Source organism: Variovorax sp. E3, from assembly GCF_016082275.1.
Lineage (GTDB): Bacteria > Pseudomonadota > Gammaproteobacteria > Burkholderiales > Burkholderiaceae_C > Variovorax.
In genome coordinates this window covers 1-21,200 of record NZ_MOWM01000094.1, presented here as the reverse complement: position 1 = coordinate 21,200, position 21,200 = coordinate 1, and the positions used below count along the sequence as shown (strand labels likewise).

Genomic DNA, 21,200 nt, shown 5'->3' with positions numbered 1-21,200 from the left:
GACTCACGCCGCGCGGTGCCGGTCATCGGGCAGGAGCGTAGGACCAAGCAGAAGAAGGGCGAGCGTGTTGTCGATGCCTGGATAGCGCTGGCGGTGCAGACCTACGTGCACTTCGACGCTCAAGATTTCGACGACGCTGTGCAGGCCATCTCCGAGCGACCCCTGGGCGACGACAAGGAAGTCGCGCTGACGCTGGCCTACAGGATCTACTTGCACGCAGACAGCCAACCTGAGCGCCTCAAGAAATTGAAGGCCTCCGTTGCTGCTGACAAGCACCTCAAAGCCCGACTGGCTGGCATGCTGAAGCCGCCCAAGAAGGATGCCGCGTGGAAGCGCATCGAGCTCGAGAACAAACGCTGGAGCCGCAAGGCCGAGGCTCACAAAGCGAGGGAGGAAAAGGCACGCTTGGAGGCCCCCGCAAAGCTGGAGGCTCAACTGGAGACGCTGCGCGACTCAGGCTTCAAGAATCCGGCGGACGTGTCCAAGTCGCAGCGCTACCTGTACGACCGGATGCGGAACTTGGAGGGGGACAAGAGCTCACGGTGGAGCATCGGGAACTGGCGAGACCTGGAGCCTGAGTTTGGTCCCAGGACGCCTCGGGCGTTCCGCCATGGCATGGTCCGCTTCTGGCGCCGGTACACGCCGAAGCTGGCCTCTGAAGGCGCCGTGCAGGGCTCCACGCCGTTCGCTGATCTCTTTGGCCTGGCTGGCCTGACCATCGAGGCTGCGGAAGATCCGACGTTCGCATGGCAGCTGACCGCTGCCGAAGCTGCGGTGGCGTTCCGCTACGCGATGCACGAACTCAACGGGTTTCCACCCTGGTTCGCGGCGCTGTCGTCTGCCCATCCTGACGTCGTGAAGTCGATGGCGCTGACCGAGGTCGATCTCGAGTTGCAGAGTGACAAAGAAGGCGCGCCCAGCCAGTACATCATCTACGACCTGAGCAGGGTCGGAGATTGGCTCTGGGACAGAGTCGCTCCTGACATCCTCAAGCTGCTGCGCACTCACCCGCCCAAAGGCATCGAGCGGCTGCAGCACATGGTGGACATCGTCTTGGCCTCCAACCTGCCCGACGCGTCGCTCGCTGCGCTTTCTGCTGAGAAGCTGGCAGCCCGCGGCGACCCGAGACGGCTGGCGCTCTGGGCCGCTGTGTGGACGGGCGTTGACCCCGATGCGGCCATCGACGCGGTAGAGGGCCATATGGCGGCCCTGGATGACGCGAAAAAGCGCACCGTCTTCACGATGACCTATGTCACCCACCTGCTCGGTGGCCGGCGCATGGCATCGCGCGTGCGCAAGGCCTTCCGGACGCCCGCGGTGTTGAGGCGGCTTTACATCCTCGTCCATGAGTACGTCCGGTCCAGCGACGACGTTGAACGCGCCAACAAAGGGGTCTACTCACCCGGCCTACGCGACAACGCCCAGGACGCACGCGAACAGCTGGTGAACATCTTGGGCGATATCCCGGGGCGCGATGCGTACCTGGCATTGAAGGATATCTCCGAACGCCACCCGGAACCCAACGCGCGCCCTTGGTTCATGCTCCGAGCCCGAGCCCGAGCCCGAGCCCGAGCCCGGGCCAAGGCCGAGGCCGAGGCGGACAGCGAGCGTCCGCTATGGACTGCCACGCAGGTCAGCCAATTCGACATTGAGTACGAGCGCGTGCCGGCCAATCATCGCGAGCTCTTCGACCTGGCTGTGTTGCGCTTGCTCGACTACAAGCATCACCTGAAGGACGGCAACGACAGCACCGCCAGCGTGGTGATCAACGCCGAACGAGAGACCGTTCTCCGAAACCTGATCGGCGCCTGGTGCAACGACCGTGCGCGCGGGCGATACGTGATTCCGCAGGAACTGGAGCTGCCCGATGCAAAGAGGCCCGACCTCTGGTGGACCTGTACTGCTTTCAACGGCCCTGTGCCGACAGAGCTGAAGATCGCCGACAACTGGTCAGGTCCCGAGCTCTTCGAACGACTGGAAAATCAGCTCGCGGGCGACTACCTGCGTGACGACGCATCCGTCCGAGGAATCTACCTGTTGGTCTGGCGTGGTATGCAGAAACGCTGGCAGCTACCGAACAAGAGATGGGTCAACTTCGCTGGGCTTGTAGAGGCCCTTCACGATCACTGGGCGTCGGTGACCAGTGCGCACCCCCGCGTCGAAGAAATCAAGGTCATCGGCATTGACTTGACCAAGCGCGCGATCGCCCCGGCTCCTGCCAAGAAGGCTTCGGCGAAGAAGGCTCCGTCGAAGAGTTCGCTCTGAACCAGAAGTCCAAGGCCACGCTGCAGGGCAATCAAGAGCCGGAAAATCCAATTTAAAAATGATTAGAAAACCGGGTCGAGATCAGCACCGTGAAGGTGATGCTCGACTTCATTCTCAAAGCGAGCTTTTGAATCAAATGGGCGTTGCGAAGATCACAGCTGCGCCTGCCCCCAAAACCGATTCATCTGACGCGTACGATCGTCATCACCAATCCGCAAAAACTGCCTGAACGTAGAACACCATGCCGCCCTTGCTTGCCAAAACTCTCGGCGGATTGTCTCCCGCATACTATTTCCGTCAGTTCGTGTTCGGCCTGTGCTTTGCCGTGTTCATCTTGTTTATGGCCAGCCGCTCACCTCAGGCGATGCCGATCGGTATGGTGTTCTTCTTGGTCGTGAACACACTTCTCTATCCCTATGCGCGCTTCGCTTATGAGGGCGTGGTCAATTTCCTTCTGGGCGAGAACAGGTTCTATGTGAATGCCATCCTCCTGCTCTTCGTGAAATTGCTTACGATGCTGTTGTGCTGGGCCTTCGCCATCTTCATTGCACCCGTCGGCTTGATCTACCTGTACGTTCATCACAGCAAGGCAACGCGCCAGAGCTGAGCTGCTTGCCTGTTCCTTCGCCCGCATTCGCAGACTCGCATGCCCAAGGGCACCGCGAATTCAAAGTCCTCTTCGTTGCCTTGTGTGCTCGTCCGACGGGTGGTGGTGCAGTTGAAGCGAAGCGGTATCGCAAAGAGGCTCGATACATGCGAGAACCTCGAATGACAGCGTTCTCATCCTCAAGACTACGCGGCACGGTGCGAAGTCTTCGATTTCATCGTGGCATGGATTCTGAGCGTCTCAGTCAGTCGACGGGATCTAAAGATCAGCCCAAGCGAAGCATCGATCCCCCTGGTCTGATCGGCAGGTAGTCTTACTCGGCCGCCGGCTTGGTTCGCAATTCTTTCTTGTATCGCTTCATCAAGGAGCTCACTAGCTCCGACGGGTCTACCTCAAGCCCATTGCACAAGCAGATGAGACTGGTCAACGAAGGGCTTGTGGTGGCAGTTTCTAATTTGGCAATGAATGTGCGATTGAGGCCCGAGGCAAATCCGAGCTCTTCCTGATTGAACCCACGCACAGCCCGCCGAGCTTTTAGCTCGGCCGCAAAGGCTTTCAGGAGCGCGGGATCTTGCGTTGATCGCATACGACGAATCTCGTCGCATGCACTTCTTTATGCACCCGCTTGTATGGTACATAATGAACTCATCGCCTGCGTTTCGGGCCAAGCGAAGGGATTGCCTCTCAAGCAGATTGCCGCAGATGCCGATTCAAAGCTTTTGCCGTTGCCTACGAATCCAAATGTCCCGACTAGTCGCTTCTCCCTTGCCTACAAGCCGGTCGCTTCGTCTGCCGGCGTCGGTGACGCGCGCCCGGCCGCGGAGGCCGGCGCCTGTCGTGCGCAGCGCGTCCGCGTCGCGTATCGGCGAGCAGGTTCGTGCGCTTCGCATGGCGGCGGGGCGGTCCGGGGGAGATTTGGCCTGCGCATCGGGGGTGTCGCGTTCGATGCTCTCGCGCATTGAGCACGGGTTGGTCTCACCTTCGGTGGAGACGCTGGAGCGCATTGCTCGGGGCCTGGATGTGCCGGTCTCGCGCTTCTTCGGCGACCAGGCACGCCGCACGGACTTCTGCCATGTGCCTGCGGGGCACGGCCTGGTGGTTGAGCGGGTCGGGGCGGTGGCGGGCTACCGGTACGAGCTGCTTGGGCACTCGCTGTCGGGCAACCTGTTCATCGAGCCCTACCTGGTCACGCTCTTGCCCGAGGCCCAGCCCTATGTGACCTTCCAGCATCCGGGCCTGAAGCTCATCTACCTGCTGTCCGGGTCGGTGAGGTACCGCTACGGGTCCAGGGTGGTGTCGGCGGGGGCAGGGGACTCGCTGCTGTTCGATGCGACGGCGCTGCACGGGATCGAAGCGATCGGCGAGGAGGCCGTGAGCTATCTGTCGGTGGTGTTCACGCTACGAGAGTGACTAGGCGGCGATAAGGTTCGCATGGGGCTTCGGACTGGCCCGCTGAGGAGCGCCGCTGCGTCGGGCCGTTTTGCCATGTGGGCGTCGCTCCACTCAAGCTCGGAGTGCACCAGCGTCGCCGCCTGGCCTGGATGCATCGTGAGCGTTCACGCGCCCACCGGCGCCTCTTGCTTGATGGGAGGCGGAGCGGTGGGCCATGCACGCTTGCATCGAGCGCCAATCCGGACGCCGTTCGCGTTCACACCTTTGGCGCGAGGCTTTGCGAGCGCTCCAGATCGACGAAGCGAGCTCAACGTAGCCACCGTGTTGAACGGCTACCTGGGAGCGCCCCGGCAGGGGGAATGGGTTCTTGGACCGATCCAAGGGGGTCGAGGATCGCATGGGCAAGCACCAAGCATTCCCAGAAGGGTCGTCGGAATGAGCGGGCATCGATCTGAGCGAACTCCGCCTCGGTGGCCTGCGCGCGTGCATCCAGTCTGTCAAGGAAGGCGGCCGCATGGCGTGCCATCCAGGGAAGCGCGACCTCGATGGCCTCAGGCTCGAACGTGGCCACCGCACACAGGTCGAAAAGGTCGCGCGCCTTGGCCTGGTCGCCGCGATGCCACATCTTCTTGGCGATGATCTCCGCGGATGTTTCCACGCGGATCGGGCGTCCCTGGTAGTCGACGATCTCGAAGTTGGGCTGCGTCAGCGGGGCGCCGACCACCACGTCGATTTCTCCCGCCGGCAACTGGAGTTTGACGAATTCGGCATTTTCCTCGTAGTCGCTGGTGAGCTCCTCTGCGGGGCCGCCCAAGCGCGGATTCACATGCCCCAAGTACTGCAGGTCGGGCACGAAGAGATCAATGTCCTTGCTGAAGCGATGGTCGAAGCGAAGCATGAGGACGGTGCCGCCGCCGAAGGTCCATTGCGGATCGACCGTGACCTTCTCCAGGTGCGACATCAAGCCCAGCGCCTGGGGCCAAAGGCTGCGCCAGGGGCCTTTGCGCGTGAAATCGACCTTCGTCATTGCCACAGAGGTCTGAAGCACTGCAACTCGTGCGCCAGGCGACGCATCTGGTTCCAGATATGAGGCTTCGGGATGCCATCCTCGGTGTGGATCTCGTCCACCACCTTCGCAAGCAGCGAGACAGGCGCTTCATCCAGAAGGACCTGAAGATGAGGTCGGACCCCTTGTGGCGCCTCTCCCGCGACGAGTGCCGCCTTCAGTTGTCTGGCGGTCATGACCGGTTTGTAGCTCACGCTGGCCGTGGCCGCGGCGCGTTCAAGCGCCGAGCGGGCGGGCAGGGCCGTCTTGTGCAGCGGTGCGGCGGTCGTACCACTCCATGCAACGTGCATCGACAGGCCGATCGACTCGAGCAGCGCCATCGCTTTCGAGATGCTGAGGTTACCGATCGACTGCTTTTCCACGGCGATCACGGTCGAGCGTGAAAGTCCACTGAGGCGCGCGAGGGCGTCCTGGGTGAGACCCATCTCCGATCTGCGAACGCGAACCGCGTTGCCAATTTCATGCAGCGTTGACATGTCGGTATTTTCGCAGAAGCGGTGCGGCATGTGCAATATATTCGACATTGGCGACATGCGGGGGATGAGCCGCGAGCAGTCCGCGGCTCCAGCGACGTGTTTGGCAAGCGATCCGATCGCCGATGGCGCCAGTGGCGGCAGACGGTCCTCGCGTCAGGTGTTGAATTGGGATCGCCTGGAACGCGCGTCCCTTTGGCGTCATCCACTTGAGCTCCGATCGACCATTGAGGATGGAACTGCTGTTTCACTCCACATGGAATTCCCCAGTGTTTGTTTCATTCACCCTGGAATCTAGCCGTTAAATTCCGGCGTCGGTACCCACGCACAGGTAGCAGGACTACCGACTTCCTCGGGCCCGATCTCGACGGTTGCGCGACCGGCTACAGTCGGCCCAACTGCGGTCTCTCGGACCCAGCTTTCAACGAAAGGGATTCGATGCCGTTTGATGTTGCTGAGCGCTATGTGCAAGCTGCAGAGGAAGCGTTGGGCATCAGCCTTCCGGCGTCATATCGGCTGGCCATGATGAGACGCAATGGAGGTTTCATTGCAACCGAGAACGACCACTGGGACTTGTACCCCATCGCAGATGACTCCGATAGAAGGCGGCTCGCTCGTACTTTCAATGGCGTTGTTCCTGAGACGGAGCGTGCAAGAACCTGGCATGGGTTTCCCTCAACCGCCGTTGCACTGGGCGGCAATGGTGGGGGTGACAAGCTCGTCTTGATCATGGGCGGCGGATGCCTTGGGCCAGAGGTCTTCATCTGGAGGCATGAGACGGGTGAGTTGCTCCGCGTCGCCGACGACTTCGGTGACCTTGTGCCTCCCTGTCTCTGACGGCCATACGCCGCCGTTCGGCGCGGATGAGCGAGCGACAGCGTGTTGGGCGCGTGCCCATGGTCAGCACGCGCAAGACTTCCTGGGCGAATGGCGCGGCGCGCTCGTGTGTGACGACTACTCCGGCTACCGCCGCGCGAAGTGCTCACGGATGACAGCGTGGCGTTGGTCACCAGGGCAGCGGCGCTGCCTCGCCGTTGGCATGTTCGCCGTAGTACAGCGACGGCAGGAAGCGCGAGAGGTACGTGAACTCCGAGTAGCAGTGGCGCAGCAGCCCTAGGCCGAGTTCGTCGGGCAGATCGACCGCCGGCTGCGCGCTCGACTGACCCAGCAGGAAGCGGCTGCGCAGCACGCAACCGAAGGGCGTGTCGCGGGCCAGGTGCACCATCTGGCCATCCTGCGGATCGCCGTTGGCGTCCAGCTGGATGTGCTCGCCAAAGCCGATGCGCGCATAGACCGCGGCAGAAGCGCGCTTCTGCGCGAAGGCCAGGTCGAGCTGTTCGGCGTCGAACAGCTCGTGTGGGTCGTGGAACTTCAGTTGCGCTGCCACCGGCGGAATGTCGGCCAGCGACTCCACCGCGCGGATCGACGCGCCGATGTAGCTTTCGCCCTTTTTCCAGTGCTTGTCCCAGCCGCGATGTTCGACGTGGTCGTGCGGATGCCACCACTTGATGTGCTGCGTGGTCTCGAAGAACTTGAACCACCAGTCGAGCATGCGGCCGGTGCAGCCGTGAAGATCGGTGCGCACCGCCACGACAAGGCAGCCGCTGGACAGACGGGAGATGCCCGTCTCCAGCCGCAGGGGCCCGATCTGCAGGAGGTCGTCGATGCGGGAAATCTCTGGATGGAAGGGATGCTGGATCATGTGTTTTCCGATCATTTGGTGAAGAAGAAAATGATCTTATATTAAAGAAACGTTTGACGTTTCGTTATGTTGGACAATATCCCACAGAAGGCACTGCAACAAAGGACCGCATGGAACACGCTACGAACCCCACCGCCCGGCCACGCGGGCGCCCGGCAAGGCCCGAGCACGAGATGGGCGAGGCCGCCGTGGCCGCCGCCACTTGGCTGCTGCTGAACGAAGGCTATGCCGCCACGACGATGGAGGCCGTGGCCAAGCGCGCCGGCCTTGCCAAGAAATCGCTCTATCGGTTAGCGGCCAACCGCGAAGACCTGGTGGCGCTGGTGGTGCGCAGTTGGACCGAAGAGTTCAAGCCCGTGCTGGCAACCGAAGTCCGCTCGCAAGCGGACGTGTTGCCCGCGCTGGCGGAAATACTGCGGGTGATCGCGGCGCGCGTGCTGTCGGCCGATGCCGTCGGCCTGTTCCGCCTGCTCACCACCGACTTTCCGTCCAAGGCGGACCTGCTGGAGGTGTACGAGCGCAACGGCATCGAGCGCGGCCGGCGGATGCTCTGCGACTGGCTCAAGCGCCAGCGCAAGAACGGACTGCTGCAATTGAAGGAGCCTGAAGCTGTGTGTGATCTGATGCTCTCGATGGTCATCGCCGAGCCCTTGCGGCAGATGGCGCTGGGCGTGACGCCGCCGGTGCCTCGTGGGACCCGGCGCAGCGCATCGAGGCGGCGCTCCGGCTGATGAACGGCGAGGCGTTCTCGGTGAGACGGGCGCCTAGCAGGCTGCTGAAATACCGTGCTCGACGCAGCCGTCAGCCGGTCTGGGGCGTTGTCTTTGAAGAGCCACGAACCCGTTGCAATACGCGGGCATCTGCATCAAGCACCCACGGATTCATGCGACTTGTCGCGTTCGCTGCCGCACGGACGAACGCTTTGGTTCGCCCTATCTTTGCATCAAGGGTTGTTTGCCTTGGAGGCTGCGACGGTCGACATGGTGTGTGCGACCGATGCAGAAGCGGCGGTTGCCGTCCGCATGCCTGGGAAATGCTGATCAATAGGTCGCGGCAGGCACGGCCCGTGCGTGCGTGCGGCAGGGGCCTGAAGATTGAAAAATTGAAATCCGCACTGTCCGCTTTTCCTCCGCTCCATCGAGACCGACCTATCCAGGTGCGTTGATCTAGGAATTCTGAATGTCCAGTAGGGGGTGAATTTTCGAAATTCTGATGCTCGTGGTCATCAGACACGGTGACCATGTTCCCGGATTGCGCGCTCAAATGCACCGGAATACGCACCAGCAGGACGGTCACCGCCAAATCTCGGCTTGCTACCTGGATAGGCACAGGTAGGTTGAAGAATGGAAGTATTGACTAGGTGAGCCAAGTTGTACGCAATCAAGCCCGCGCGGCTGTTGAAGTTTCGAGGAGCGCCGTGGCGCAGTCGAAGGTTGGCGCAGTGGCCTAACCCACAGTTGGCACCAACAGAGCGCCGTTCGCCAGCACCAAGCACCTGATCCTGGGCAACGCCCGGTTGCTGGTGAGACACACGAGGGGGGCGCGCGGAGTTCAGGCTGGCCGTGATGGCCTACAACCTCAAAAGGGGGTTCAACATGACGGGCGCGGCCTGGATGCATCAGGCGCTGTGGAGCTGGGGCCCTTGTTGCATCCGGTGGCTCCAAAGAAAAATGCCCCACTATCGCGGGGCATCTTGGATCAAGCGGCCGGCTGACTATTTGTACAGCCTGCTGCGGCGCGCTTGTCGACTCTGTGAATCCAGCTTAAGCGGCAGTGTTGCGTTCGGCTTTTTGTTTGGCAGCGCGGTCACGCGCAATCGCAGCGGACGACTCCATCAAAGCCTTCTGCTCTTCCGATGCTTTCGAGATCACCTTCGCATAGATCTTCTTCTTGTCCGCAGACGAGGTTTCACGCACGAAACGCGAAAGCGAAGTAACTTCGACAAGGTCAGGATGATGGCGAAACAGGTTGAACATGGGGGCCTCAAGTCTAGGAGCGAACGATTTTTTCGACTTCTTCCTTGGAATATTTGAGCGGGGCGACGTGATTCAAGCTATCCACGTTCGCGTGGAAAAGCCTGTTTGTACCGTCGATGTTTTTTCAAGACTACATCAATTTTTGATAGCAGGGCCAAACTTTACCTTGAGCTCGTTGACGACGTCACGGGAAGCGAAAAACTGGTGCACAAAGCGCTCTGGCGGAATCCGTCTGCCTTCTTGGAGCTCCCTGGCTTTGACGAAGTTCCAAGCCTGCTCGGGGTCTTGGTAGACGTAAATAATCTGCACTGCCCGACCGTGCTTTATGCATCGGGCGACGTTTCTATCTGCAACGCCGAGGCTGGAGAGCGTTCCGTCTAGCAAAAAGCTCTGTTTTTGGCTGAAAGCCTTGTCGATCACTCGTTCGACCAAGCGGGACACGGCGTCCTGTACCAGCCATGAGTTCTGCCCTGTATAGCCGGGTATGTGAGCCCTGAACTCATCCGGATCGATCCGCAGAAATGCGCCCACTTCCTCGGCCAAGGCTTTTGACGCCTCAGTCTTGCCTGCTCCTGGAGATCCGGCCATGAACAAGGCGACCGGATCTTTTTCACCCGGGTATTTGTTCGCATCCGTGAACTCCGCCGCAAATTTGGTGCGGTTGCTCTTTGCCCAACGCAAAGCCGTGTCGTAGATGGCCTGTTCTTCAGGGGTGAGGTCGGGACGCATGGAGACGACTTTACTTGGAAGCACGCGGAACGAACCGCTCGAGGGCCGCGATGGTCTGCACGATGAGCGCAGTGTCTTCACGATGCCCGTCAGATCGTCCAGCAGGTTAACCGCCGGGACATCGAAGCCACGGCCGCCCGGCCGTCTTGGCACCTCCTGTCCGGAGAAAAGCTCGGCGCGCCATTCGTGGTGGCGATTGCGGCGCAGGCGATCTGGGCGGGCATGTGAGGAACATGCCGCTGACCGGCGTGGCGTTGGGCCTGCGACCGGGGAACCGGCGGACACGGAAACGCTATGCAGCGGTCACAATCTGACACATTTGCGGCATCCCGGTTGACGACCATCGGGGCGTCGGCGTAGCAAGCATTTCAGGCAGGCGGGGGCAACGGGATGGCACTTTTTCCGCAGGGCAAGACCACGGTACATGCACGGTGCAATGCCGGTGAGCGCAAGCTGTTCGAGGCGCTCAAGCGCCACCTGCCCGACGATCACATCGTGTGGCACGACCTGCCGATCGGCAATGCGGGGCTGCAGCCGGACTTCGTGATCCTGAGCCCGCGCCAAGGTTTGTTGGTGCTCGAGGTGAAGGACTGGAAGCGCGCCACCCTGGCCGGCGCCGACAAGCATCGCGTCCAGCTGAATGTCGAGCGGGGCCTTGTCAGCAGCGCACATCCGTTGGCGCAGGCTCGCCAGCATGTGCTGGCACTGGTGGACCGCATGCAGCGCGATGGCGCGCTGGTCGCAAGCGAAGGGCGCTTCCGGGGCAAGCTGCTTTTCCCGTGGGGGTGGGGTTGCGCGCTCGTGAACATGAAGCAGCAGGACGTGCAGGATCCGGCCTTCGCCGAGCTGTTCCCGCCCGAGCGCACGCTGCTGCGCGACGATCTGGCCGACGAGGTCGACACGGAGGCGTTCAGCCGGCGTGTCTGGTCGATGATGCAGGTGAACTTCCCGCACACGCTGACCATGCCGCAGCAGGACCGGGTGCGCTGGCACCTGTTTCCCAGCTTGCGGGTCACCCCGCAGCAGGAGCCGCTGGGTCTCGATGCGCCGCAAGGCGACGGTGCCGCAGGCGCGCCGGTGCGCATGCACGACGTGATGAACGTCATGGACATGCAGCAGGAACGTGAGGCGCGCCGCATGGGCGATGGGCACCGCGTGATCCACGGGGTGGCCGGTTCGGGAAAAACCATGATCCTGGTGTTCCGTGCGCACTACCTGGCACCAGCAGCCGCGGCCGTCGGCCGGCCCGTCCTCGTCCTTTGTTTCAACCGGGCGCTGGCCGAGCGCATCGCGTTCCTCCTGGCGGCGCGGGGCGTGACGGAGGAGGGGCACGGGGTGGTCGTGCGCTCCTTTCACAGCTGGTGCGAGGACATGGTGCGCACCTACCAGTTGCAGGTGAACGCGCCGCGCAGTCCCGCGGATGCCTATTTCGCCGAGCTTGCGGCGACGGTCGAACGGGCCTTGGCCAGCGGCTTCGTGCCGAAGGGCCAGTACACGGCGGTGATGATCGATGAAGCCCACGACTTCGAGGACGCGTGGCTTCGCATGACGGTGGAGCTGGTGAATCCAGCCACCAAGGCGCTGCTGGTGCTGTACGACCATGCACAGGCGATCTACAGGAAGCAAAGCCGCAAGACGCCTTTCAAGGCGCTGGGCATCGATGTCGTGGGCGGGCGTCGCAGCACCATCATGCGCACGAACTATCGCAACACGGCGGAGGTGCTGAGCTTGGCGCTGCGCTGCGCGGCGGAGTTGATGCCTCAGGGGGTGGCGGGTGCGGGTTCCGTGGAGCAGAGCGACAGCGAACTCGGCGCGCTGCTGGACGAGTCGGCCGGCGATTCCGCGGTGACCGTGGTTCGTCCGGACTCCGCCGGGCGCCGAGGCCCGATGCCGGTCCTGCACGAAGCCACCTCGGGCCGTGCCGAAGCGCTCTGGCAGGCGCGGCGGATTGCGCAGTTGCGCGCCGAAGGCGTGAAGCTGGGACAGATCGCGGTGGTCTTCCGGTTCAAGGCCGCGATGGAAGCGCTGGAAGAAGCGCTGCGGGTGCACGACATCGCGTTTCAGTCGCTTCGCACGCTGAAACCGCGCGACCTGCGCTGGTGTGACGATGCCGTTCGGATCCTGACCGCGCACAGCGTAAAGGGGCTGGAGTTCTCGCACGTGTTCGTGGGTGCGATCGACGCGTTCGATGAGGCGAAGCACCAGGCGGCGTCCGAGGAACTGCGGCTGTTGTATGTGGCGATGACGCGCGCCACGCTCTGGTTGGCGCTCTCGTCGCGACGGGTGACGCCGTTGGTGGAGAGGGTGCGGGAGCAGTTGCGGCGGTTGGGAGTCGAGTGGGCGAGTATGGGATAGGGGGCGCAGGGCGCGCTGCTTGTGCAGCCAGCGGACTCATAATCCGTTGGTCGATGGTTCAAGCCCATCACGGCCTACCACAAAAACCGCGCCAGCGTTGAAAAGCCTGCTATCAAAATGGTAGCAGGCTTTTTCCTTGGATCAATCGGTGACAGTCTGGTGACAGAATGCCGCCGATTGCCCGTCTTGAAGGTTCGGAACCGGCGGCGGCAGACTGTAAGAGAATGCAGCAAACAAGATGGCGCCCTATTGGCGCTGCTGCCCTACCGCGAGACCTTCGGCGGAATGCCCCAATCAATCGTTCAGTGCGACCGAACCAAGCCGAAGCCACGATCTGCGGACGCGGCCTGCATCGGAATCGATAGCGCGAATGCAACCTACTACCTTTGCAAGGATCAGCAAGTTGCACCATGGCTTCCGCTCTCGGAATGGCTCTCCCAGCAACTTGCACGGCGGTGCGGCATTCCAGTTCCGGCGTGTGCCATCGTTGAGGTTCCGACTCATCCCGGCCAACTCTTGTTTGGCTCGGTGTGGGAGGGAGGGGCGCTTGATTGGTCTCAAGTCAATTTGCTGGATCTGACCAACCCGAGCCTGTTCAGCGCAGCCTTCACCTTCGATCTGCTGGTTCACAACGATGACCGGCATCTCAACAACTATTTGTACTTGCGGTTGGCTGGCGATCTTGTCGCCAAAATCATGGACCACAGCAGGTGCTGGTGGCATTCTGGGTGGCCGTTGCCGGCACCGCCGCCAGACCCCGCGACGCGGACGATGATGGCGGCGGCGATCTGGAGTTCTCAGCTTCCCTGGGATCTGGCTGCCTCTCAAACCGTCCTGAGCGCTTGGCGGAACATCACCAGCCAGGAGGTCGATGCCATGATTGACACTGCCCCGACCGTATGGGTAAATCCAGCGGATCGACAGAACTTGGTCGGCTGGTGGGGCACTTCCGACTGGAGTGATCGGACCGATGCGGTCGAGAAATTGCTGCCATGACTATCTGCAAATATTCGCTGTTCATGATTCACCCTACACCGGAGCGGCTTGATCAAGTCGTCGCGGGAGCGGTGTTCCACAACGGATCGAGGTGGGACGTGCGAGCCGGTTCTGACGTGCACAAAATGCTCGCCATAGATCCGACGTTTAAGCCGCAACGGCTCGCCCATCTCAGGGATTTTCTGGCACGAGCCTGCTCTGATGCGCGCGACATCGCGTCGGTCCGAAGCTACCTCTCTGCGTCAGGCGCAAGCGTATGTCTTCATTCGTCTGAGGAAGCGTTTGTTTTCTCGGACGATGCGCAGTACGAAAGCCAAATTCAGGCCGTGATGAGCGAGTCTGTGGACGTGACCAAGGCTCGGGCTCCCCGTCGGCCTAGAAACCGTGTGAGACGCGATCTGCGTGCGAGATTTCAAGCGTTGAAACTATGGAGCAAGCAAGACGCCGATATCGAACGGCACCGAGTCGTTGAGCAATTCATGCTGTCCCAGGATCACGGCATCGTGGCAGAGTTCGCGTTAAGGAATGGCGCGATGCACATCACCGAAACGATTGATTTCGCTCTGCACACAGCGACCGCCAAGCGCATTGAGGCTCAAGCAAAGACCCTTGTTCTGGACGAGGCCCAGCGAGTGTTTGGCGACACGACCAAGAAGTACGTGGTTGTCGCCGGGGCAGAGATTGTCGGCATGGAGGCAAGCGTTCGACTGCTGCAGGATCGGGCAACCGTCTATTCGCTTGAGAGTGACGCCGACATGAGCGAGTACATGAGCTTGATCTCTACCGCCGCCTCTTACACGCCACTAATCTCCCCCTGAGTCCGCAATCCGGTTGGTGCCAACCTCGCCGCGTGCGGGCCTTTTTCATCCGTCCCCGCCCTCCCTGCTGTTCGGCAACCATGCCGCTCACGCGCCTTGCTGGGGCTCCGCGCGGCGGTACTCGGCCAGGGCCTCGGCGAAACGCTGGTCGTAGAACTCCTTCGCGTCGGGCTGCAGCCCGGTCAGATGCACCACGGTCGCCTCGTTCGTGCACAAGGTGTTGTACAGGAAGATCGCGCTGTCGAGTAGCGGCTGCATCGTGGGGACGTGCATCACTCGCAAGTCGTCCAGGTGGGCGACGAACTTGTCACGATATTCCCGGGCTCCGGCGAGCAGCGCGCCGTAGGCCGCCTCGTCCATCCCGAGGGCTGTCGTGAGCCCAGCGAGCAGGGTCGCGGGCTCTGGCACGACGCGGGCGAAGTGGTGCTTGCTCTTCTTGTCCGCGAAGACCTTGCACCACTCCAACACCGCGATGTCGAGGAAGTTGCCGTTCGCCCTGATCCAGAAATTGCGCTGCACGACGACGTGCCTTTTGCCGTTGGAGTCGGTCGCCCAGCCCGCGCGGTAGCTCGCAATGTTGTCGATGCAATAGCGGGTCAGAAGCGCGACGCGGCGCACACGTTCGGCCTCGGTCAGAGCCTCGTCGTCTTCGTCGTCTTCAGGGTCTTGCGGTGCTTGCTCGCCGGCCATGTGGCCTCCGGTCTGTGAGTGGTGGGCGATGATGCATGAAGCCGCGTTCGCGCACGACCGATGGCCGCCTAACGGGCCTCTGCGCTACTCCACATCCGCATGGCATGCAGTCCAGAACCAGTTCCTGCTCTTGTGGTGCTGGCTTCTCGACAGGCGGTAAGTGATCCGCACCCGACCGAGATGGCCGGCGTCGAGCACGACGTGCCGCTCTTCGGGCTGTCCATCGGCCGGCCGTGGAAGGGTTTGCGACCCCCGAGCGATCAGGTCGCCGGGAATCTTGGCAAGGATGCCGTTCTTCGACTCGTGGGGCTGCGCCACCGGCTCCAGCCATCGCCGCCTCTGTCGGCGTCATCGCGCGCAGGCGCGGATCGCGCCAGAGATCCGTGGCGACCTCTTCCAGCATCTCGGGATCGACCGTGCGCCACTGACGCTGAAGCCGGTGCGCGCAGGCGTCGATCCAGAGTTCGGCAGGCGTCGAGTCCATGCCATCATCCTAGATAATAACTGTATATTTGTCCAGTATTTCCGGGGTTGGCGACGTGGCTAGATACACTGCGCCGATGTACACACTCGATGACCTTCAAGCGGCCACGGCGGACCTGGAATCGGCAGAGCGCCGATGGGAAAACTACGACGGCAACAACCCCAACAAGCACCGGTCGAGCGTGACCGATGCACGGGTGAAAGTTCGTGAGATCGAGGCTGACCTGAAGGCGCGGGGCCTGCTGGCCCGTAGCGAAAGTGAGGAACTGGCGAATCGCATCGATCAGGCCTTCCCCAACGCGGACTCCGGCCGCATCGTCGACTTTGAAGGCAAGCGGTACAAGCGGCGCTACACGCCACGCGGCAAGAGCTTGTCCGGCAAGACCGTCTATGGGTATGACGGCTCTTGGGACGAAGTGCCGCTGTAGCCCGACGCGCCGACCGACGCCAGCCCCCATCCGGCCCGCCTTGCGCGGGCTTTTTCATGGGCGCGTGCTGGGCGCGGATCAGATCGGCACGGCCGGAGCGGCTGGCACGGCCGGTATCGGTGCAGCTACCGCCTGAAAACACTGGCGCGCCAAAGCCCCGCCCCAAGCGCGAACACCTCACGCGCCCTGCGTGAGAGTTGCCTGCAGCCGCACATAGTGCAGCATCAACGCGCCCTCACGTCCTTAATGGCTCGGCGCACCGAATCGGCGTCATCAACGTCCAAGCCGAGGTCGGCGCACAAATACATAAACTCGTCGGCACTGCTGCCATCGAGGCAGTGCGCGCGCGCCAGTTGTCGCCCTAGCTTCCGCAGCGGTTCGCGGTCTCCGCTGGTGAACCACTGCGGGTTGTCCACCTGATCACGCATCGCGACCTTGACGGCGAGCGGTAGTTCGGCGCCGTGGATGAAGAAGCGCAAGAACTTCAGGAAATTGCCGTGGCTGAATATCTCCGCGCCTCTGGTCCCATTGCCTTCGAACACCTCCAATCGCGATTTGCGACCTGCGCCCCATCCAGGCTGCGTGAAGCATTGTTGGCGCCGTTCGGGAATCGCACCACGCGCGAGCAACATCGGTGTGACCTTGCCGGCTGCGGCCAGCATTGGGAGAACGGCATCACGATCTCGAAAGTCAGCTCCGAAGTCGATGACGTCGACCAGCGTTTTTTCCTCGACGGTCATCTCAATGGTGCCAATGTCGTTCATATGCACGCCCCGCCATGCAGCGCGAAAATCGTCTCAGTCATCGCAGTGGTCCCTGATGTTGATGATGAGCAGAACCTGCGTCGTTATCGGCGCGCGGGGTCTGCGCCGCGCATTCAGCCGTGACAGAGCCGGGACAACGCAACTGTCAGCGTTGCACCAACTCCTGCCGCAGCCATGATGGCGACCATAGGAATCCATGCGCGCTCGCTCTCGGCGTTGAACTTGGTCTGTTCGGTCGAGAGCTTCAGGGTCTGGACCATCAGCTTGCTGACCTCCGCGTGAATGTGGCCGTCAAGGATAGTTTCGGTTGGGATTTTTACGGCGTTCATTTTGCTAGCTCCGGGTACTCATGACGCTACTGACTGAAATAGTAGGCCTGTATTGCATTCGTGAGCAACCCTCCAGCGACCCCGAGTTCAATTTGCCAAGCCGCATCTACTGCCTTTGCAAGCATCCCTTTCAGCCACCCGTTAACTTGCGGTCCGACCTTGCCTTGAGCGAGTTCTGGTGAATCAGCATCCTTAACGATGGCAGACTTCAATTCAACGACGTCGTGATCAGCGACACCGTGTTTTTTCAGTAGTCGTTCCAATGACGCAAAGTCTCCTTTATGTACTGTCGCCGCGTTTGTGACAGCGTTCTGGTTTCCGAGAACGATCGTTGCCCCATCACCAAATACGGAGTTATTGAAAAGGCCCTTTGCGTCGATGTTCGCCGCAGCTTCTTTTACTTGCCCTTCAGAAATATCCTCGCCAAGTTTTGATTGCAAGTTCAATACAAAATCCAGCAACCGCGATCTAACCTCGGTTATTGCTTGGATGAATTGGGAGCATGGAATCTGTGTCCATGCCTGCTCAATGTGAAAACCATCTGAAATCGTCTTTCCGAGCAGCCCGTTGTACTCCAGGGGGATGTTGCTCTTTAATACGCCTTCCGGCTTTGATGTGTATTGCTGAAGCACCGCCAAACTTTGACGAAGCGGCACGTTCTGCAGTCCGTCCTGTTGCATCTTCGTTAAATGCCTAATGGGCAACGGATGATTGGTGTATCGCATATACCCATTCGTAACATTCCCTAAAACAGTCGCATGGGCTTGACGATAACTGGGGACTGCGGTGTCATTGTCATAGCCGTTGAGTTCTTGAGTAACCCAGGGGGTGAGTTCTTTTTGGCCAATCTTGTGCAGCAGGACCTTTGTCTTTAATAGGGCTTCATTTAATGAACCGCTGTCGTTACTCAGTAGTTCAATTATTTGGTCCAGCAACTTCACATTCATTCCTTTTCGAGCTGGCAATATCGCCTTGACCCAGCACCTTCACGGCGGCGCGAACGCTGCGCGGGGAGACGTTCAACATGGTGGCGGTTTGGGTTTGAGACACATGCGGCAGATTTGCCGCTTAATCCGAGCGGCGGTCGCCGCCGTAGCCCGTGTTCGCCAGCTTCCCTGCACTGTCAGGTGGTGGTGCTCTTCAGACGGACGCCTTCCCAACTTCGATGTCACGACTACCGCACTTGCACAGAGGGAAATCATTCGCACCGACGCGCATGCGGGCTACTTCATAGTCGCTGGCGGGTGCGGCCTGGAAGCCCTCCCAACTCGTCTCGGATCGCCCCCAGTCATCCGAGCTGTCGACGCGAAACCCAGCGTGACCGCATGCCTTGCAGCGCGCTTCAATCTTTACGTGCTCCCAGCTCATATGTGGCCCTTTCAGACGGTGTTCGCCTTCCGCGATTCTGCCCTTGACGATGCGCGCGAAGGGGATTTTGCTCATTCCTGAGTGAGAGAGCCCCCGGCGGCCCAGTGCTTCGAGGGGCAACGATGACGCGCCCCATGGGGCGAAGGTGACTTGCACGAAGTGCGCTCCGAGGGCAGGTCGGTGCGGGCGGCGCGACGCCATGAAGAAGCGCCTTCCGGGATCGGCCTTCTCGGGCCAGCGTCAGTAGAGCATTCGAGTAGCTCTGGTGACGAGCGCGGCGCCGGCAGGCAAACCGGTGATCTCCGGTTGGGCCTACCACCCGCCCGTCGCGCCTCCGCCAAGGCCACCGCTCGCGATGTGCGCGATGCCGCGATCGCCGACGTTTGACCGACGACCTCGGGCGTGCTGATGTTGATCGTGCCACGCCCCGCCCCGGCCCCGTTCAACGGTACAGCCAGATCGCGCACCTCTGCGGCCTTCGGCATCGACACGGGCACGCTCGACGGCACGCTCGAAGACGCCAAGGTAGGGATGTTCGGCATCGCCACATTCACGCTACGGTGCCCCGCAGCAGCTACCCGGGCATCCTGAGCGTACGGGTCTCCCTGCCGCATGTAGGAGCCCATGCGCTTGTAGGCCTCACCCACAGAAATGCTGCCATCGCCATAGAGCGACTTGTTGTTGCTGACCACGTTGCCGCTCAGGACCGATGACACCGAAGTACTGGGGTTTTTATTGAGGGCGCCGAGCAGCTTGGCCGCATCGCCATCACCAAGGTTGTGCAGGGCGTAGACGTTCGCGTCGTCGTCACTGCCGCCCATCTTCCGGCCCTTCGCAACATTCTCCTTCGTGAACTCGGCCAGCATCGCCGCTTGCAGCTTGGTGTCGCCGCGCAGCGCGCCGGCCTGGACCTTCGTCAGTTTGCCGGCACCTTCGACTCCGTACTTCGCCTCGTGTCTGTTCACCGTGTTCGTCCATGTTCCATCGAGGAATTGGCCGTAGCCGTGAGCACTGGAGAGCTTGCGCCCATCCTTCATGATCGGTATCACATGCCTTCTGACAAAGAAAGGAAGCGGTCAACGACTGGTCGATGAGCTCATCGCTAGGGATAGGGGTGACGAGAGCACTTTGCGCGAAGACAAGTCATGCAACAGCTTCCTCGGAGAGCATGGGTGGCGAGAGGCAGAGGCCGGGCCGCCGAGGCTCCGAAGGGAACCGTGGTCAAGGATCAACGTGCCTTGGATGACCGTGAGTGTAGAGCTGCGGGAAGAGACCGGAAAGGACAATTCGATCCTGGACAGCTTCAGCCTCGATCTGCCCTCGTCCTGGTTGCTCGCGGCGATGGGTCTCCGGCTTCGGGATGGTCGCGGGCCGGTGTATGTGGATGCGAGTGACATCGTTCGATTCATGGATCCGTCGCTCAAGGAGCGTGGTGCCAGTGCTGGAGTCGTCGACCGGCAGCTTTTTTTGAGGACAGTGGAAACGGCGGGCTTGGAAGCTGTGTGGCTTGTCGCCGGAGAGAAGAATGTCTACAGCTCCGACTCGATACGGCATGGCTTTGGAGGCAGAGTGATGCACGTGATGGCCTACCGATTCGTGAATGGAGTACTAGAGGTGAGCCTTCGGCGGGACTTCAAGCTGCAGGCGAGTGTTGAGCAAATGAAGGAGCTGCTGGCCTCAGAGGCGCCTTTGGGCTGAAGCCGCGCTACCCGTACTGGGCGGGCACCGGTTGATTCGGCGCTGATCCGTACACATCCTGCGACTGCTTGGTGCCCGTAGTGCACCGGCCTTGATTGACATGAACAGACGCTGCGTCTCGACCTGAGGACCTGACGAGCTTGATCAACGTGCCAGTGGCGGTGATCCGCCCTAGAGCAGTCGTCCGGGACGCGAGGACGAAGGGCGGCTCACGCTGCACAGCTGCCCATCGTGGTATGCGCGCTTCAAACTGAAATCGGTCACTCGCGATCGATGTGAGAGCCTGATGCTGGGTCGGCTCGAACACCGTGAGCTTGCCGTCGAGCTTCACCCGCTCGTACTCCCGGTACCAGCCCTTCAGCGCATTCTTTGTCGGGTAACCCACTGCCGAAGGGTCGCCCCGACGCGTTTGCCGAGCTTGATGTACAACTCGACCGCTCGAATCCTGTCTTCGTACGAATACATGAACTATCTCCTGATAGTCCAAGTTTTGTCCGATCCCCTTCTACTTCGGCGCAGACATCCAGTTGGATTGGATCACCTTCACCGTGCGCTTGAGCACGACCGACCAAGGGGCTGGGCAACTGCTACCGAAAGAGCGGCGCCAGCCCCTACAACCCCTTGAAGAGTTCGCCAACTGAGAGCCCAAGCGCCGCGGCAAGGGTTTCAACCGCGGCAAGAGAAGGGTTGCGAACTCCCCGTTCGATCCCGCTGACGTACGTACGGTCGAAACCGCATTCGGCTGCAAACGCTTCTTGCGAGAGTTCTCGCTCTTTTCGCAACTCCCTCAAGCGTTCGCCGAACCGAATAGATAGTGACTTCACCCTCCTATTGGCGCGGTTTGTAGACTAAACGGCCACGGACTAATCGTCACATGTTATTCTGCAGACTAATCGTCACGCCCGAGGCAGTAGTGCTTACCAGGACTTGATATTGCATCGACTCGTCTGGACTTGATTTCGATGCCACAAAGGTTTGTGAATGACTCAGAGCCGGATTGCTTCACCGTTTCCCACTGCGCGGCCACTCAGGTTGCCGGCGTCGGTGACGCGCGCCCGGCC

General features: G+C 61.1%; 22 protein-coding genes, 1 tRNA gene and 1 pseudogene. 11 read left to right on the top strand and 13 right to left on the bottom strand.

Going from position 1 to position 21,200, the window contains the following annotated elements; genetic code table 11:
- The first annotated feature begins 15 nt into the window (after positions 1-15).
- Both BMG07_RS26370 and BMG07_RS26365 read left to right on the top strand, forming a co-directional pair.
- Positions 16-2,265, top strand: coding sequence for a hypothetical protein (locus BMG07_RS26370; protein ID WP_198087022.1), 2,250 nt, complete (start codon positions 16-18; stop codon positions 2,263-2,265).
- Between the two features lie 241 nt (positions 2,266-2,506).
- Positions 2,507-2,872 carry a hypothetical protein gene (locus BMG07_RS26365; RefSeq protein WP_198087021.1) on the top strand — a complete coding sequence of 122 codons (366 nt, stop codon included), beginning with the start codon at positions 2,507-2,509 and terminating at the stop codon, positions 2,870-2,872.
- Between the two features lie 313 nt (positions 2,873-3,185).
- Here the strand turns inward: BMG07_RS26365 and BMG07_RS26360 are convergent, their stop codons facing one another.
- Positions 3,186-3,458 carry a helix-turn-helix domain-containing protein gene (locus tag BMG07_RS26360; protein ID WP_198087020.1) on the bottom strand — a complete coding sequence of 91 codons (273 nt, stop codon included), beginning with the start codon at positions 3,456-3,458 and terminating at the stop codon, positions 3,186-3,188.
- A gap of 251 nt (positions 3,459-3,709) precedes the next feature.
- Between BMG07_RS26360 and BMG07_RS26355 the strand changes: the two genes are divergently transcribed.
- Entirely contained in the window at positions 3,710-4,282 is a 573-nt protein-coding gene (locus BMG07_RS26355; protein ID WP_307867073.1) for an XRE family transcriptional regulator, read from the top strand.
- Positions 4,283-4,571: 289 nt separating this feature from the next.
- Here the strand turns inward: BMG07_RS26355 and BMG07_RS26350 are convergent, their stop codons facing one another.
- Positions 4,572-5,291, bottom strand: a complete 720-nt coding sequence (locus BMG07_RS26350) for a nucleotidyl transferase AbiEii/AbiGii toxin family protein (RefSeq protein ID WP_198087018.1) — start codon at positions 5,289-5,291, stop codon at positions 4,572-4,574.
- Positions 5,288-5,836 (bottom strand): helix-turn-helix domain-containing protein, encoded by a 549-nt coding sequence (locus BMG07_RS26345; RefSeq protein ID WP_198087017.1) that lies wholly within the window; start codon positions 5,834-5,836, stop codon positions 5,288-5,290. Before BMG07_RS26345 ends, BMG07_RS26350 begins: the two co-directional genes overlap by 4 nt.
- 405 nt (positions 5,837-6,241) lie before the next feature.
- Here BMG07_RS26345 and BMG07_RS45045 point away from each other — a divergent pair, with 405 nt between their 5' ends.
- Entirely contained in the window at positions 6,242-6,640 is a 399-nt protein-coding gene (locus BMG07_RS45045) for an SMI1/KNR4 family protein (protein ID WP_198087016.1), read from the top strand.
- Positions 6,641-6,809: 169 nt separating this feature from the next.
- Here the strand turns inward: BMG07_RS45045 and BMG07_RS26335 are convergent, their stop codons facing one another.
- The gene (locus BMG07_RS26335; protein ID WP_198087015.1) at positions 6,810-7,505 is read right to left on the bottom strand and encodes a DAPG hydrolase family protein; all 696 of its coding nucleotides are present in this window, start codon (positions 7,503-7,505) and stop codon (positions 6,810-6,812) included.
- A 110-nt stretch (positions 7,506-7,615) separates the two neighbouring features.
- Between BMG07_RS26335 and BMG07_RS42800 the strand changes: the two are divergent.
- Positions 7,616-8,250, top strand: a pseudogene (locus BMG07_RS42800) (TetR/AcrR family transcriptional regulator); the annotation flags it as partial.
- A gap of 1,018 nt (positions 8,251-9,268) precedes the next feature.
- Here BMG07_RS42800 and BMG07_RS26325 read toward each other — a convergent pair.
- Entirely contained in the window at positions 9,269-9,481 is a 213-nt protein-coding gene (locus tag BMG07_RS26325; RefSeq protein WP_198087014.1) for a hypothetical protein, read from the bottom strand.
- 135 nt (positions 9,482-9,616) lie between these two features.
- Positions 9,617-10,495: a zeta toxin family protein gene (locus BMG07_RS26320; protein ID WP_307867072.1), complete on the bottom strand. Its 879-nt coding sequence runs from the start codon at positions 10,493-10,495 to the stop codon at positions 9,617-9,619.
- Between the two features lie 105 nt (positions 10,496-10,600).
- On the opposite strand from BMG07_RS26320, the gene BMG07_RS26315 reads away from it, so the two are divergent.
- The 4 genes from BMG07_RS26315 to BMG07_RS26300 all read left to right on the top strand — a co-directional run bounded on the left by BMG07_RS26315 (position 10,601) and on the right by BMG07_RS26300 (position 14,379).
- On the top strand, positions 10,601-12,565 hold the full coding sequence (locus tag BMG07_RS26315) for a DEAD/DEAH box helicase (RefSeq protein ID WP_198087012.1): 1,965 nt from the start codon (positions 10,601-10,603) through the stop codon (positions 12,563-12,565).
- Positions 12,538-12,645: transfer RNA gene (locus BMG07_RS26310), tRNA-Ile, on the top strand. The genes BMG07_RS26315 and BMG07_RS26310 overlap by 28 nt, the downstream gene beginning before the upstream one ends.
- 169 nt (positions 12,646-12,814) lie before the next feature.
- The gene (locus BMG07_RS26305) at positions 12,815-13,561 is read left to right on the top strand and encodes a HipA family kinase (RefSeq protein WP_198087011.1); all 747 of its coding nucleotides are present in this window, start codon (positions 12,815-12,817) and stop codon (positions 13,559-13,561) included.
- Complete coding sequence (locus BMG07_RS26300) at positions 13,558-14,379, top strand: hypothetical protein (RefSeq protein ID WP_198087010.1); 822 nt, start codon at positions 13,558-13,560, stop codon at positions 14,377-14,379. Before BMG07_RS26305 ends, BMG07_RS26300 begins: the two co-directional genes overlap by 4 nt.
- Before the next feature lie 87 nt (positions 14,380-14,466).
- Here the strand turns inward: BMG07_RS26300 and BMG07_RS26295 are convergent, their stop codons facing one another.
- Positions 14,467-15,069 (bottom strand): hypothetical protein, encoded by a 603-nt coding sequence (locus BMG07_RS26295; protein ID WP_198087009.1) that lies wholly within the window; start codon positions 15,067-15,069, stop codon positions 14,467-14,469.
- 84 nt (positions 15,070-15,153) lie between these two features.
- Positions 15,154-15,387 carry a hypothetical protein gene (locus BMG07_RS26290; protein ID WP_198087031.1) on the bottom strand — a complete coding sequence of 78 codons (234 nt, stop codon included), beginning with the start codon at positions 15,385-15,387 and terminating at the stop codon, positions 15,154-15,156.
- Positions 15,388-15,629: 242 nt separating this feature from the next.
- On the opposite strand from BMG07_RS26290, the gene BMG07_RS26285 reads away from it, so the two are divergent.
- Positions 15,630-15,980: a hypothetical protein gene (locus BMG07_RS26285; protein ID WP_198087008.1), complete on the top strand. Its 351-nt coding sequence runs from the start codon at positions 15,630-15,632 to the stop codon at positions 15,978-15,980.
- A 224-nt stretch (positions 15,981-16,204) separates the two neighbouring features.
- Here the strand turns inward: BMG07_RS26285 and BMG07_RS26280 are convergent, their stop codons facing one another.
- The 4 genes from BMG07_RS26280 to BMG07_RS26265 all read right to left on the bottom strand — a co-directional run bounded on the left by BMG07_RS26280 (position 16,205) and on the right by BMG07_RS26265 (position 19,478).
- Positions 16,205-16,744, bottom strand: coding sequence for a hypothetical protein (locus BMG07_RS26280; RefSeq protein ID WP_198087007.1), 540 nt, complete (start codon positions 16,742-16,744; stop codon positions 16,205-16,207).
- Between the two features lie 113 nt (positions 16,745-16,857).
- Positions 16,858-17,073 carry a hypothetical protein gene (locus tag BMG07_RS26275; protein ID WP_198087006.1) on the bottom strand — a complete coding sequence of 72 codons (216 nt, stop codon included), beginning with the start codon at positions 17,071-17,073 and terminating at the stop codon, positions 16,858-16,860.
- 26 nt (positions 17,074-17,099) lie between these two features.
- On the bottom strand, positions 17,100-18,014 hold the full coding sequence (locus BMG07_RS26270; RefSeq protein WP_198087005.1) for a hypothetical protein: 915 nt from the start codon (positions 18,012-18,014) through the stop codon (positions 17,100-17,102).
- A 498-nt stretch (positions 18,015-18,512) separates the two neighbouring features.
- Positions 18,513-19,478, bottom strand: coding sequence for a hypothetical protein (locus BMG07_RS26265; RefSeq protein WP_198087004.1), 966 nt, complete (start codon positions 19,476-19,478; stop codon positions 18,513-18,515).
- On the opposite strand from BMG07_RS26265, the gene BMG07_RS26260 reads away from it, so the two are divergent.
- Entirely contained in the window at positions 19,477-20,139 is a 663-nt protein-coding gene (locus BMG07_RS26260) for a hypothetical protein (RefSeq protein ID WP_198087003.1), read from the top strand. The two genes, BMG07_RS26265 and BMG07_RS26260, sit on opposite strands and share 2 nt — an antisense overlap.
- A gap of 611 nt (positions 20,140-20,750) precedes the next feature.
- Here BMG07_RS26260 and BMG07_RS26255 read toward each other — a convergent pair.
- Entirely contained in the window at positions 20,751-20,963 is a 213-nt protein-coding gene (locus BMG07_RS26255) for a helix-turn-helix domain-containing protein (RefSeq protein ID WP_198087002.1), read from the bottom strand.
- Positions 20,964-21,200 lie beyond the last annotated feature (237 nt).